Source organism: Rossellomorea sp. H136 (genome assembly GCF_056838065.1).
In genome coordinates, this window is sequence record NZ_CM166371.1 from 4,158,244 (window position 1) to 4,171,301 (window position 13,058).

Annotated in this window: 13 protein-coding genes; 5 read left to right on the forward strand and 8 right to left on the reverse strand. The window is 42.0% G+C overall.

Going from position 1 to position 13,058, the window contains the following annotated elements; translation table 11 throughout:
• Window positions 1-20 precede the first annotated feature (20 nt).
• The 3 genes from ACYH0O_RS21165 to ACYH0O_RS21175 all read right to left on the reverse strand — a co-directional run bounded on the left by ACYH0O_RS21165 (window position 21) and on the right by ACYH0O_RS21175 (window position 4,292).
• Window positions 21-878: a dimethylarginine dimethylaminohydrolase family protein gene (locus ACYH0O_RS21165; RefSeq protein ID WP_482630208.1), complete on the reverse strand. Its 858-nt coding sequence runs from the start codon at window positions 876-878 to the stop codon at window positions 21-23.
• Window positions 879-1,061: 183 nt separating this feature from the next.
• Window positions 1,062-2,642 carry a long-chain-fatty-acid--CoA ligase gene (locus ACYH0O_RS21170; RefSeq protein WP_482630209.1) on the reverse strand — a complete coding sequence of 527 codons (1,581 nt, stop codon included), beginning with the start codon at window positions 2,640-2,642 and terminating at the stop codon, window positions 1,062-1,064.
• Window positions 2,643-2,840: 198 nt separating this feature from the next.
• Entirely contained in the window at window positions 2,841-4,292 is a 1,452-nt protein-coding gene (locus ACYH0O_RS21175; protein WP_482632633.1) for a DEAD/DEAH box helicase, read from the reverse strand.
• Window positions 4,293-4,382: 90 nt separating this feature from the next.
• On the opposite strand from ACYH0O_RS21175, the gene ACYH0O_RS21180 reads away from it, so the two are divergent.
• Both ACYH0O_RS21180 and ACYH0O_RS21185 read left to right on the forward strand, forming a co-directional pair.
• Window positions 4,383-4,838 (forward strand): hypothetical protein, encoded by a 456-nt coding sequence (locus ACYH0O_RS21180; protein WP_482630210.1) that lies wholly within the window; start codon window positions 4,383-4,385, stop codon window positions 4,836-4,838.
• Between the two features lie 155 nt (window positions 4,839-4,993).
• On the forward strand, window positions 4,994-5,530 hold the full coding sequence (locus ACYH0O_RS21185; protein ID WP_149156635.1) for a flavodoxin family protein: 537 nt from the start codon (window positions 4,994-4,996) through the stop codon (window positions 5,528-5,530).
• 81 nt (window positions 5,531-5,611) lie between these two features.
• On the opposite strand, the gene ACYH0O_RS21190 is transcribed toward ACYH0O_RS21185, so the two are convergent.
• Window positions 5,612-6,040: a MarR family winged helix-turn-helix transcriptional regulator gene (locus ACYH0O_RS21190; protein ID WP_482630211.1), complete on the reverse strand. Its 429-nt coding sequence runs from the start codon at window positions 6,038-6,040 to the stop codon at window positions 5,612-5,614.
• A 176-nt stretch (window positions 6,041-6,216) separates the two neighbouring features.
• On the opposite strand from ACYH0O_RS21190, the gene ACYH0O_RS21195 reads away from it, so the two are divergent.
• From ACYH0O_RS21195 to ACYH0O_RS21205, 3 genes are all read left to right on the forward strand, one after another.
• Entirely contained in the window at window positions 6,217-6,639 is a 423-nt protein-coding gene (locus ACYH0O_RS21195; RefSeq protein ID WP_149156633.1) for an organic hydroperoxide resistance protein, read from the forward strand.
• Between the two features lie 132 nt (window positions 6,640-6,771).
• Window positions 6,772-7,188 carry a VOC family protein gene (locus ACYH0O_RS21200; RefSeq protein WP_482632634.1) on the forward strand — a complete coding sequence of 139 codons (417 nt, stop codon included), beginning with the start codon at window positions 6,772-6,774 and terminating at the stop codon, window positions 7,186-7,188.
• A gap of 612 nt (window positions 7,189-7,800) precedes the next feature.
• Window positions 7,801-8,916 carry an IS110 family RNA-guided transposase gene (locus ACYH0O_RS21205; protein WP_482629831.1) on the forward strand — a complete coding sequence of 372 codons (1,116 nt, stop codon included), beginning with the start codon at window positions 7,801-7,803 and terminating at the stop codon, window positions 8,914-8,916.
• Window positions 8,917-9,508: 592 nt separating this feature from the next.
• Here the strand turns inward: ACYH0O_RS21205 and ACYH0O_RS21210 are convergent.
• From ACYH0O_RS21210 to ACYH0O_RS21225, 4 genes are read right to left on the reverse strand one after another with little or no spacing between them, the layout of a single operon-like run.
• Window positions 9,509-10,162 (reverse strand): Crp/Fnr family transcriptional regulator, encoded by a 654-nt coding sequence (locus tag ACYH0O_RS21210; protein WP_482630212.1) that lies wholly within the window; start codon window positions 10,160-10,162, stop codon window positions 9,509-9,511.
• Window positions 10,159-11,301 (reverse strand): peptide-methionine (R)-S-oxide reductase MsrB, encoded by a 1,143-nt coding sequence (msrB, locus tag ACYH0O_RS21215; RefSeq protein WP_482632635.1) that lies wholly within the window; start codon window positions 11,299-11,301, stop codon window positions 10,159-10,161. The genes ACYH0O_RS21210 and msrB overlap by 4 nt, the downstream gene beginning before the upstream one ends.
• Window positions 11,301-12,350, reverse strand: coding sequence for a HAMP domain-containing sensor histidine kinase (locus ACYH0O_RS21220; protein WP_482630213.1), 1,050 nt, complete (start codon window positions 12,348-12,350; stop codon window positions 11,301-11,303). Before ACYH0O_RS21220 ends, msrB begins: the two co-directional genes overlap by 1 nt.
• Complete coding sequence (locus ACYH0O_RS21225; RefSeq protein WP_482630214.1) at window positions 12,340-13,047, reverse strand: response regulator transcription factor; 708 nt, start codon at window positions 13,045-13,047, stop codon at window positions 12,340-12,342. Before ACYH0O_RS21225 ends, ACYH0O_RS21220 begins: the two co-directional genes overlap by 11 nt.
• Between the last annotated feature and the right edge of the window lie 11 nt (window positions 13,048-13,058).

Consider the following 13,058-nt stretch of genomic DNA (forward strand, 5'->3'; position numbering starts at 1 on the left):
CATAGTCAATAATACCTCGTCTACTCTCTAACCATAGGAAGCGTACAACAACGGAATGATCCGCCTGACTTGATGATTTCGGATAAATCCAGTTCAATCACTTCAAAACCATTCGATCTGATTCGTTCATTCAAGTCTTGATTTTGAGTAAGACTGATGATTTTCCCCTCTCCGATTGCCAATACATTAGGTCCCATTTTGAATTGCTCTTCATCGGTTACAGTGATGGTATTGTAATGTGTCTTGATCTTTTCAAGATCCTCTTTAGAAAAGGCCGGTGGATATACAAGGGCCCATTCCTCTGAAATTATCGTAAATACACAATCTAAATGAAGCACCCCTTCTTTTAAAGGCAATTCATGTACGGTAAATTGCTGGAGCTGATTTCGTAAGGATTGGATGGCCAATTGGTTCGTACGTCCACTCACTCCAATCCAAATATTATGCTCATCAACGAGCACATCCCCTCCTTCAATGGAATGAAGAAGTTCATTATAAGGCACTTCATTCGTTTCCAGCCAATTCTTCAACGTCTTCACTTCCCCTCGCCTGACATCGGTATTCATCGATGCGACGAAGAACTGATCATGAATCGTGAAACCGATGTCTCTTGTGAAGACTTGTTCATTAAACTCTGGTGTGGGTTGAAGGTGAATGACCTCTGAACCATTTTTCTCTAACGTATCAACAAAGCTTTTATGCTGCAGAACCGCTTTATCTATATTGATATTTTCCTCTAGGAAATGCTTTTGAGTCTCATTTATGATTTCATTTATTTGCATATTTTCAGGTGAAACAACGATCACTTTCTTTAACTTTCCATATTCATTTGAACAATGGTTTTTTTGATTGGGAATCAACGGGGAATTCAAACTCATCTTTACGCCCTCCATTTGTATACTCTTAAAAACTACTTTTCCCTCTTATTATGCTGATAAAACTTCCTTTTTATAAATTATGCTAAAGAAGCCTAAACAGGGACGACGGGCTCTAGGATTTAAGAAATAAAGGCTTTTGTCCACCCGAAAAAGACATGCATCTCTGCTACATGCCTCCTTCCATTAATGAACCATTCGGTCATGATCCTTCCAGAATTCTTTTCGAATCACAACCTTTTGGATTTTTCCTGAAGCGGTCTTAGGTAATTCTTCTGCAAACGTAATACTCTTAGGTGCTTTGAAGTGGGCGAGCTTTTCTCTGCTGAATTCGATAAGCTCCTTTTCCGTTAGGCTGTGGCCCTCCCTGATAACAACCACTGCATGGGGCACTTCTCCCCAACGCTCATGGGGGATGGCTACTACGGCTGCTTCGAGGACACTATCATGCTCATAAAGAGCCCCCTCTACTTCAATAGATGAGATGTTTTCTCCCCCACTAATGATGACGTCTTTCATCCGGTCAACAATTTCTATGAAGCCATCCTGATCCACAGTCGCCATGTCACCTGTATGCAACCATCCATCTCGAATGGCTTGATTGGTGGCATCAGGATTTTTATAGTATCCTTCCATCACTGTATTCGTTCTGGTAACGATTTCTCCAATTGCTTTCCCATTATGGGACACTTCACTTCCGAGCTCATCTACTACTTTCACCTTGCTGCCTATCATACCGTAACCGGCTTTCGCCTTTAACCGGTACTTTTCTTCCTTTTGTCGGTCCTGTTCTGAAGATCTCAGGATGGACGTAGTGATAAGTGGAGAGATTTCAGTCATTCCGTACACCTGGATGAACTCCCATTTCAGATCCTCTTCTACCTTTCTTACAAAAGCCGGTGGAGGGGCAGACCCAGCAATGACAACCCTTACATTTTGTCCAATAGTCCGCTCCCTGTTCGGATAATTCTCCAGAAGCATATTCAGAACAGTCGGCGCCATATGCATAACTGTTACGCCATGCTTCTCGACTTTATCTAAAATCATCTCAGGGTCTACTTTTCTGAGCATCACCTGGGTCGCACCGTTGGCAGTATAGTAAAAAGGAGATCCCCATCCGTTCACATGGAACATGGGCAGCACGTGAAGTAAAGTGTCCTGATCGGAAACCCGTAAATGATGCATGGATGATAGAGCGTGCAGATAGTTTGACCGGTGAGTGAGCAGTACTCCTTTCGGATCCCCTGTCGTTCCACTTGTATATAATAATGAAGCGATATCGCTTTCTTCCAGTTCTACGCGATCGAAGGCTTCGTCGCTGAAAGAGCCGCGCCACTCGTCATAGCCGGGATGTCCATCTCTTGACTCACCATGGATCACAATATGCTTTAAATTCGGCACCTTAGACAAAATCGGCTGCACCAGCGGATAAAGTTCCTCATCCACAAATAATGCCTTGCTTTCGCTATGAGTCAGGATAAATTGATAATCCGCAGGTTTTAAGCGAGTATTAAGTGGCGTCATGATACCTCCTACACCATAGACTCCATAGAACCCCTCCAGCATCTCAGTTGTATTCGGAGCCAGATACGCAACCTTGTCCCCTTTTTCAATCCCGAATTCCATTAGTCCTCTAGACAGTTGATTTACACGTGCATTCAGCTGCTTATATGTCAAACGCTTCACATCGTCAATAATCGCAACCTTTTCTCCATATTGCTCGACTGCCCGATCTAAAAAATCCGTTAACACTAAAGGTACATGCATATGTACAATCCACCCCTTCTGTTAGTTAATGACTGTTTATATTCATTATTTTAGCAGATTCAAAGGATCAATTGGGAATATTCTGAAACTTAATATTGGCGTTCTGATTTTAAAAGGTTCAGTATTTTGATGAGGGATAGTTCACCATTCTTTTCTATAAAAAAAGCATGATGACACATTGGTCACCATGCTTATAGGTTAGCGGCCTCTTCTATTTGAAGAAGATTTGCCTTGGCTGTTTCTTTTTCCGCTGGAGTCGTTTCTTCTGGATTTTCCAGGATCACTTGGTCTGGACTGGCTGCCTCTTGAGGGACTGGCTGAGTCTCCACCGCGCCGGGATGATGATTCTTCCCTTCTCGATCGACGACTGAGCGAAGAGTTACCACCTTCACTGTTACGAGAACGTCCTCCAAGTGGAGACCTTGTTTTTCGATCTTTATTCGCTTGTATATTCTTTTCACGTCTTTCCTTCGCACTTTCATTAGATCCCTTATGGACATTGGCGGCTTCCTTAGAAGGAGCGACCTCCACGACACGACGAGGCAATGAACGGCCTATGCCTTTTTCAATCATTTCTAGATCCTGCTTATCCTTTAGAGCAACAAAGGTGATGGCAAGCCCATCTTTTCCGGCACGGCCAGTACGTCCGATTCTGTGAATATAGCTTTCCACATCTTGAGGGATATCATAGTTGAACACATGGGTGACTCCTTCAACGTCAAGGCCTCGAGCCGCCACGTCGGTCGCGATAAGAAGCTGAAGTTTCGCGTCTCTGAACTTCTTCATCACTCCTTCTCTTTTCGCTTGAGATAAGTCACCGTGCAGTTCATCCACCAGGAATCCTCTCGCTTTCAGATCTCCCAGCAGCTTGCTGACCCTTCTTTTGGTTCTGCAGAAAATGATGCCTAAAAAAGGCTGGACGTCATGAATTGTTTGGCTGAGGGCATCAAATTTCTGGCGATCCGTCGTTTCCACGATTTCCTGCTCAATTTCCTGTACAATTTTTTCTTTTTCGCGAATCTGTACATTATGTGGATTGTTCATATAGCGCTTTCCGATCTTACGGATATCCTTTGACATCGTCGCAGAAAATAGCGCGGTTTGACGAGTAAACGGCGTCTCGCGTATGATCGACTCGACTTCATCAAAAAATCCGATATGGAGCATTTGATCTGCCTCATCCAACACTAAAAACGATACATTTGAAAAGTCCACAGTCTCCCGGCGAACGTGATCAAGCAATCGTCCAGGCGTTCCAATCACGATATGAATCGCCTTATTCTTCAGTCGTTTAATTTGCTTCTCTACATCCTGTCCGCCGTACACAGCTAATACATGTATGTCATCTTCAGTAGCAGAAAGAATCTGATTTAACTCAGCGGTTACTTGAATCGCGAGCTCCCTTGTCGGAGTCACAATAAGAGATTGGATCTCATCTCTCGCCGGATCAATTTTTGCGAGCATTGGCAACAGGAAAGCCATCGTTTTGCCTGTTCCGGTTTGTGCTTGTCCAATCACATCTTCACCATTTAATAAAACAGGGATGGTTTCGCTCTGAATCGGTGTTGGTTCAGTAATCGATTGTTCTTTTAACGCATTCACGTACTTAGGCTCAATTCCTAAGGATGTAAAATCATTCAATGGGGTCACCTCTTTGTACCCCATTATACCTTTAATCCTCTTTAGAAAATAGGGCACTATGTTATAATGGGAAAATCGCAAATGAAATGAGGAGTAATAATGCTGACATTTGAAGATAAATTAACTATCATAGAAGATTTTTCTGAACTAACACGTAAGGACGTTTCACTGAATCGGGTAAATTTCCACTTCGAAGACAGTCTCTATGAAAAAACCACCGTCGTGTATCACTTGCATCCGAACGGAAACGGATTTGTTTATACGGGTAGTGTTCCCGAATATGACGCAAATCAAAAAGGTCTCGTGAATATCCGTGATTTTTCAGGTGATGAACTGCGCGAAATCATTCGGGCTTCCATTGATCATTTGTCAACAGAAGAAGAAAGCGTACCTCCGGTGGAACAGATGTGGAAAGATGTGGAAGGGCATTCCCTCATGCTGATCGAAGAAGATGACCGCTGGAATATTTATGCCGGCGATAACTTGGAGGACAGCTTTGGCGGATACGATGAAGCTGCGTTGTATTTACGTGAGGAAGGGTTTCGGAGAAGATAACAAGAGGTCTCATATAACATCAAACTTGGATTGTTTGGTGCTTTTGACAGAATATGATCTCACTCCCCCTTTCAACGTGACAAGGTATGTCTCCTTGTGGAGTATTAGAAAAGTGACCTAACTGTATATTTTAATTCATAGAGGAGTGTTGATTGATGAAAGTATTAGCTCTTTTAGGAAGTACACGAAAAAACGGCAACTCAGAATATCTTGCAAAAAAGATCGTAGAAGGAACCGATCACACTGTCGTATCTCTTGCCGACTTGCATATTGAACCTATCGAAGACCTAAGACATTCAGAAGGCGGATTCTCTCCTGTCGATGATGACTACGAACAACTCGTTGGATTGATGGAAGAACATGACGTACTACTATTTGCGACACCCCTCTATTGGTATGGAATGAGTGGCCCGATGAAAAATTTCTTTGATCGATGGAGTCAATATTTACGTGATGAACGATTTAACTTAAAGGAAGAGCTTACCAAGAAAAAAGCGTATGTTGTGATAACCGGAGGAAGCTCTGCCAATATTAAAGGATTGCCCCTTGTACAGCAGTTCAATTACATTTTTGAATTCGTGAACATGGAATTTGCTGATTATATGATTGGTGCCGGAGTAAAACCTGGAGAGATCGTGAATGACTTAGCGGCCCTTGAAAAAGCTGAGCGTTGGAATACATTATTTAAATGAGTGATGATCCCTTTTGAGGGATCATCTTTTTTTGTTAATGAGAACTAAATCAGGAAACTATTCGCCAGAATTCTTCAGAAGCTATTCCTGGAGTCTTCCCAATATCGTCGTCAATGTCTGGTCCAAGCTCTTCAGCTCTTCCCCATCCATCTCCAACCGCTCAAGTAACCTTGCGGGAACACAACTTGCTTTACATTTCATTGCTTCTCCCTTTTCAGTAAGGGAAATCATTACACTCCGTTCATCTTTTACGGAACGATGACGCTCAACAAGCCCGTTTGCTTCCATTCTTTTCAGCATCGGAGTTAACGTTCCAGAATCTAAGAACAATTTCCGACCTAATTCTTTTACAGATACCGTTCCACCTTCCCAAAGCACTAACAATGCAAGGTATTGCGGATAAGTCACACCTATTTCTTCAAGTAGCCCTCGATATAACTTGGTAATCTCCCGCTCAGCTGTATAGATCTTAAAACATATTTGATTCTCTAATAATAATGGATCTTTCATACATGTGTATTCCTTTCTTGAACAAACTAACCTGAGATTATCATACAAAAAAAGATATCAATTATCAAATTAAATTGTACGCAATTTAATTGTTGACATTTAAAAACAAAGGCGTTAGAATTAATTTTGTAATATTAAATTGTGCACAATAAAAAAACAAATGAGGAGTGAATGAAATGGAAGCATTATACACAGCAAAAGCAACAGCAACGGGTGGACGCGCAGGAAAAGTAACAAGCAGTGACGGAGTATTGGATGTCGGATTGGCAATGCCTAAATCACTTGGGGGTTCTGGAGCAGAAGGGGCAACGAATCCTGAACAATTGTTCGCAGCTGGATATGCGGCTTGTTTCGATAGCGCTCTTAACTTAGTGGCACGTCAAGAAAAGAAAAAGATTGAATCGAAAGTAGCAGCTGAGGTTTCCCTTGGAAAAGATACAGATGGTGGATTCAAACTCGGCGTTGTGTTAACAGTAGCAGTAAGTGGTGTTGAATTTGATGAAGCGAAGCAATTAGTCGATAAGGCACACGGAGTTTGCCCATACTCTAAAGCAACGAGTGGCAATATCGATGTTGAATTAAATACTGAATTATTATAAATAATCGTGGATAGGCAGTTAAATGCCTATCTTTTTTTTCTACAAATACGAACGTTTGTTCTTGTTTTATTCCATCTGTTTGGACTATAATAAAGATGTAATAAAATTCATACGAACTGGAGTGGAGAAATGATGAAACATCAGGCTGCACCTTATTTTAGTTTTAGTGGCGAAGCGAAAGAAGCATTAGACTATTACAAAGAAGTGTTTGAAGGGGAAGTATTGGCAGTTCAGACTTTTGGCGAGGCAGATTACCCCAGTCCACCGGAAATAGCTGACCAAATCATGCATGCTCACTTTAAAAAAGGAGAACTTTCCTTTATGATGTCAGATAGCTTTCCCGGTCACCAGCCCACGGTGGGGAACAATATATCCCTTGTTCTCGAGCTGGAAAGTGAAGAGGAAATCAATAGATACTATAGCCGTTTAACTGAAAAAGGAACGGTAGTTATGGAGCTTCAAGACACGTTCTGGGGCGCTATATATGCAAAGGTGAAAGATCCTTATGGAATCAATTGGGACTTGAATTACACGAAAAAACAAAAATAATTCATTGGCTACTGCATCTTCAACCTACATAATCCATGCAGTAGCCGTTTTTTTCCGATTGAAACCACGTCATATCTCAATTTCCTTCATTCAAATAAATCCCACTTAAGTTATTTCGGTGAATCATTGGACAACCTCCCTTATATAGGAATGAACCCTGAAAAAGAACGAACATATTACTTATTAGGCAACGGTGGAAACAGTACGGTATACAGTATGATCGGATCTAACATCCTCCGTGGTCTCATCTTAAACCGTCCAAATCAATACGCAGACATCTTTAAATTAGACAGGTGAATATAAGGAGGCTGGGACAAAAGTTTTTCATCCTAAGTCAAACCCGAACAAACCTGCTTCTTAGTGTGCAGATTTGTTCGGGTTTATTATTTATTTTCGAATCATTTGATTTTAGCTGTTTCCAGCGGTTGATTGGAGGGCAAGACGAAGACTCCTGCGGGAAAGTAGCTTATGTGAGACCCCGCAGGCTTGCCGAGTTATCATGAACGAAAACTAGCTCCTTACTCGTAACATCGTAGGTTAATTTGGTTAGACTGTTTCTGAAGTAAAAACAAAAACCAAATCAGAGCTACATTACGGAAGGAGCTAGTTACTATGAAGGATACCATAAAATACGTTGGTTTAGACGTATCCAAAGAAAAAATTGCTGTCGCGATAGCGGATGAAGGACGACAAGAACCGAGATACTGGGGAATGATTCCTCATACCCCGGAAGCTGTGAAGAAATTGATAAAGAAAATAGGAAGTTCAGAGACAGTGCGAGTGTGTTATGAAGCAGGGCCGACAGGTTATTCCTTATATCGATTATTTCTAACCTTAGGGATTTACTGTGAGGTCATTGCCCCATCTCTTATTCCTCAAAGACCAGGAGAGCGCATAAAAACAGATCGTAGAGACTCTATTCGGCTCGCACAGTTGTTCCGAGCCGGTGAATTAACATCTATTTATATACCGACACAAGAAGATGAGGCACTGCGGGATCTTGTCAGATGTCGAGAAGACGCAAAGGAAGATGAGTTAAGGTCCAAACACCGCTTAAGTAAATTTTTACTACGAAATAATATCAATCCTCCTTCAGGAGTGAGAAAATGGACAGTAAAATATATGCAGTGGCTGGATACATTAAAATTTGAAAATCCTCATTTACGGGTGGTGTTTCAAGAATATTATCACCAACTGAAAGAGTTGGGACAAAGGGTCCTACGATTAGAAGAAGAAATAAGAACCTATGCGAATGAAGGAATCCAGGCGCCGAAAATACAAGCACTTCAAGCACTAAGAGGAGTTGCGCTTGTCACAGCGACAAGTATTGTAGCTGAAGTCGGATCTTTCAAACGTTTTTCTACCCCTCGCGAATTTATGGCCTACGTTGGATTAATTCCTAGTGAATATTCTAGTGGAGAGAGGCGCATGCAAGGGAACATTACCAAAACAGGCAATCGACACGTTCGAAGGTTGTTGGTGGAATCAGCTTGGAGCTATCGATATCAACCAGCAGTCAAGGGCGAATTAAAACGAAGACAGAGTGGCCAATCCCCTACCATTCAAGCGATCTCTTGGAAAGCACAAAATCGACTTCATAAGAAGTATTATCGTTTATTATCCAGAGGGAAAGAAGGAGGTAAAGCCATAACGGCTGTAGCCAGAGAATTGGCAGGTTTTATTTGGGCAGTGATGCAAGAAGTAGAAGAAACACCGAAAACAAATTAAAGAACGTATTCCCGTAGCTCGAAGAGTAAGGTAACCCCTTAGAAGAATGAGAATAGGGCTCGAAGGCAAAGAGAAAAACCGGAAAGGAAAACCCACGTGGCCTCCTCTGTGCTATATCTATTTAGATTAACGCACGACCCGAGTTAGTGGATCAGTCCTTTATACGGAAAGATAAAATGTGAAAACCCACGAATATCAGAGTGCTAACCGCAGTAGAATTTTTGCCTTCGTGCCGTGTTCTTACCTTCTATTCTAAAAAAAGTAAGGAGGAAAAATTCATTTTCTTTAGCTCAATAAGTATCTCACCTCATCAAATAGCTATCAAGAAGATCACTTGACAGCTATTTGATGAGGTGAGAAGTGGTCAGTAAGCTAAAGAAGGAAAAAGTCTAGCCAGTAATGGCTTTAACGCAACATATAGAGAAGAAGCGAAAGGAGCTTCTCTTCTTAAAGTTGCCTCCAAATCGATGTAGGATATGAGTATTGACAGTTTCGTTCATATCAGGAGGCTCACGGGCTACCCGCGGAAAGCGTAGTCTTGCACGGAAATCATTAGCGGTATGAAGAACCTACACTTCTATTGTTCGTCTTTTTATCTTGGTTTTTTAGTTCTGTCCCAGCCTCCTCCCATCACAAGATAGTGCTTATCTTTTTTTTGGATGTGTCCTTCTGTTATCAGTTCTTTTGTGAGGCTGGTCACGGTTTCTCTTGTAGAGCCAATGAAGCTTGCGATATCCTGGTGGGTAAGGGGGACCGTTAATTTCATGAATCTCCCTTGCTTTTCTCCAAAGTTCTTCATAAGAAATGACATGAGGTAAAGAATTCGTTTTTTAACAGGTGCGTACATGATGCGTTCGAGGAACATGTTTCGTTGTTTCATATGTTGATTGAAGGTATAGAAGAGCTCTGAAAGAAAAGCAGGTTGCGATACACTTAAGCTATCCAGTTGTTTAAGAGAAATGATCCTTAAGATCGTTTCATCGATAGCTTCTGCATAAACTCCCTCGTCGTCTAAGCTGAAAGACGCTATGTTACTGAAGAAATCTCCCTCACCCAGCATGGTGAGGATGGTTTTGCGTCCATCCTCACTATGCTTATATAGCTTAATTTTCCCGGATTGAATCCCGTACAGATTTTGACTACGTGAAAAAGGTTGAAAGATTACTTCTTTCTTTGAGTAGTTTGCGAGCCTTCCTGGAAGATCACTGATGGCTGAAGCAGATCGTAATGAAGTTGCGCCATTCATGACGACTCCTCCTCCGCTTTTTCGAAATGAGAAACGAACTCTCCGTAGCCTTGATCATCTAACTCATCTTTCGGGACAAATCGAAGGGCTGCTGAGTTCATGCAATATCTTAAACCTGTTGGCTCAGGACCATCATCAAACACATGCCCCAGGTGGGAGTCTGCGTGTTTACTCCTTACCTCGGTTCGCACCATAAATAGTGTGCGATCTTCGACTTCCACAATGTTTTCTTCTGCTAGGGGCTTCGTGAAACTGGGCCACCCGGTTCCGCTTTTATATTGATCTTTAGAGCTGAAGAGAGGCTCCCCTGAAACGATATCCACATAGATCCCTTCTTCTTTGTTGTCCCAATATTCATTATCAAATGCTTTCTCTGTCCCGTCTTCCTGGGTTACCTTATACTGGATATCCGTAAGCTTTTCTTTTAGTTCTTCGCCTGTGAAGGAAGGATAAAGAGGCTTCGTATCCAGCTTGATGTTCAGGTCCTCTCCCCAAGCTTCATCAAGGAAGTCATCCCTCCCTGAGTTGTTTCGGTAAAACTTATAGCTTAATTCATTTTTCTTATAATAATCCTGATGGTACTCTTCCGCTTTATAAAAGGTGGTAACAGGCTGGATCTCTGTGACGATCTCTTCTTCAAAACGCCCTGAGTCTGCTAACTCCTGTTTTGATTGTTGTGCTATTTTCTCCTGATTTTCATTATGATAGAAGATACCACTCACGTATTGAGGACCCCGGTCGACGAATTGACCACCATTATCAGTAGGATTGATTTGTCTCCAGAAAATCTTTAATAGTTGCTCATACGTGATCACTTTGGGATTATATTCAATTTGAACGGCTTCCACATGACCCGTCTGTTTCGTGGAAACTTCATCATAGGTTGGATTCTTTTCCTCGCCACCTGTGTATCCGGAAATGACGGAATACACACCATCCAATTTTTCAAAAGGAGGTTCCATGCACCAGAAGCATCCTCCTGCAAAAGTCGCAACTGCATGTTCGCCATCCACTATATCTGTCTTTACCGGCTCACTCCCCAAAGACTTCTGGGTCATGCTTGCATACAGTTTAGGTCCGAAAAAAGCTGCCAGACTCACTACCAGCAACAGACCGATTCCAATCATCACTTTTTTCATCATCTCTCCTCCTTTCTCATTTCTAAAGGCAATCGGAACCAAAAGGTGCTGCCAGACTCGCCATCACTTTCGACTCCGATCTCCCCACCATGAAGTTCAACAATTTCTTTGCTTATGGACAGCCCCAAGCCAGACCCTCCTCCTGCTTTGTTACGGGACTTCTCTACCCGATAAAAACGCTGAAAGATCGATGCCTGTTCTTCAAGGGGAATCCCCTTTCCTTCGTCTGTGACTGAAAAGTTCATCATCTCTCCATCCTTTCCTGCTTTAATTGCAATTGACGTCTGATCAGGAGAAAAGGATAGGGCATTTTGTATAAAGTTCGTCATCACTCTTTTGATTTGAACAGGCATTAAAGGAACCAGAGGTAAATCTTCATCGTACTGTACTTTCACTTCAACTTGCTTCTCTTGTAAAACCCTTTCGAACTGCTGAATGGTTTCAATCAGGAGTTTATCGATTGGTGTCGGATACGGATTCCATAATAGTTTCCTGTTTTCCAACTGTGAAAACTCCAGTACTTCTTCAATTAATAGACCCAGTTTTTCGGTTTCTGACAAAATGGTCTCGTAATATCTCTTCCGTGCTTCAGGATCTTCAATAATGTCATCGTTCAAAGCGGCAACAAAAGAATGGATCGATGATAAAGGTGTTCTGAGATCATGGGAAACATTGGCGATCAGTTCACTCTTGAACTTCTCTGATTCCCTTAATTCGTCGAACATTGCTTCTATTTTAGTGGACATATGATTAAAGTTAGCAGCGAGTTTTTTAATTTCCTGGGGTCCTGCCTCTGTCACCTTCACATCAAAGTCACCCATAGCCATCCGCTCTGCTTCATTGCTCATCTGCTTGACAGATTTCAACAAAGGCGATGTGATCATCAAATTCACGGCAAAGGATAGGATCCCCGCTCCAAGCGTAATAAGGGAAAGCAGGATGATGATATTGGTTGAGATAAACATCTGAACATACGAGATTGTGAGAAATACTAAGATTACGGAGAGCGAAATCGTGTTGGCTAAAATAATGAGGGTTCTAATTTTCATAATGCTGCTGCCCCTCAAATTTATAACCTATTCCCCACACGGTTTTTATCCATTTAGGCTCAGAAGGATTGGTTTCTATTTTTTCTCTTAACCTGCGAATATGAACATTGATTGTGTTGGCATCACCTAAATATTCATATCCCCATAATGTTTCGAGCAGCTGGGATTTGGAGAACACCTGTGAAGGATGCTCTGCTAAAAGGATTAATAGATCAAATTCTTTCACGGTCATCTCGATTTCTTTCCCTGATACGACTACTTTTCGCTTATCCCTATCAATGAGCAAGCCTTTCCACTTAAGAACCTCCAATTGCTTTTCCTGTTTTGAAGCTGAGCAGGTCCTTCTTAATACATTTTTGACCCGGAGCAATAATTCCCGTGGACTGAAAGGTTTTGTCACATAATCATCCGCACCGATCGTCAGCCCATAGATCCTATCCTTCTCCTGCCCCAGTGCTGTCAGCATGATGATGGGTGTGTCACTGTCTTCTCTTATCTTTTCAGCTGCCTGCCACCCATCCATTTGAGGCATCATGATATCCAGGATCACGATGTCCGGTTGGAACGTATTGTATCGTTCAATTGCCTCATATCCGTTTGAGGCAGTACTCACTTCATACCCCTCCCTCATGAGATACCGTGAGCATACATCCACAATATTTTCTTCATCATCTACTAACAGCACTTTGTTTGTCATGATTTACTCTC

What these genes read in the sequence shown, in the direction of transcription:
- ACYH0O_RS21195 (WP_149156633.1), top strand. Translation starts at nt 6,217, where the DNA reads ATGGAAGCATTATACACAGCAAAAGCAACAGCAACGGGTGGACGCGCA.
- ACYH0O_RS21170 (WP_482630209.1), bottom strand. Translation starts at nt 2,642, where the DNA reads ATGCATGTACCTTTAGTGTTAACGGATTTTTTAGATCGGGCAGTCGAG.
- ACYH0O_RS21220 (WP_482630213.1), bottom strand. Translation starts at nt 12,350, where the DNA reads ATGAAAATTAGAACCCTCATTATTTTAGCCAACACGATTTCGCTCTCC.
- ACYH0O_RS21210 (WP_482630212.1), bottom strand. Translation starts at nt 10,162, where the DNA reads ATGAATGGCGCAACTTCATTACGATCTGCTTCAGCCATCAGTGATCTT.
- ACYH0O_RS21190 (WP_482630211.1), bottom strand. Translation starts at nt 6,040, where the DNA reads ATGAAAGATCCATTATTATTAGAGAATCAAATATGTTTTAAGATCTAT.
- ACYH0O_RS21225 (WP_482630214.1), bottom strand. Translation starts at nt 13,047, where the DNA reads ATGACAAACAAAGTGCTGTTAGTAGATGATGAAGAAAATATTGTGGAT.
- ACYH0O_RS21165 (WP_482630208.1), bottom strand. Translation starts at nt 878, where the DNA reads ATGAGTTTGAATTCCCCGTTGATTCCCAATCAAAAAAACCATTGTTCA.
- ACYH0O_RS21205 (WP_482629831.1), top strand. Translation starts at nt 7,801, where the DNA reads ATGAAGGATACCATAAAATACGTTGGTTTAGACGTATCCAAAGAAAAA.
- ACYH0O_RS21180 (WP_482630210.1), top strand. Translation starts at nt 4,383, where the DNA reads ATGCTGACATTTGAAGATAAATTAACTATCATAGAAGATTTTTCTGAA.
- ACYH0O_RS21200 (WP_482632634.1), top strand. Translation starts at nt 6,772, where the DNA reads ATGAAACATCAGGCTGCACCTTATTTTAGTTTTAGTGGCGAAGCGAAA.
- msrB (WP_482632635.1), bottom strand. Translation starts at nt 11,301, where the DNA reads ATGAAAAAAGTGATGATTGGAATCGGTCTGTTGCTGGTAGTGAGTCTG.
- ACYH0O_RS21185 (WP_149156635.1), top strand. Translation starts at nt 4,994, where the DNA reads ATGAAAGTATTAGCTCTTTTAGGAAGTACACGAAAAAACGGCAACTCA.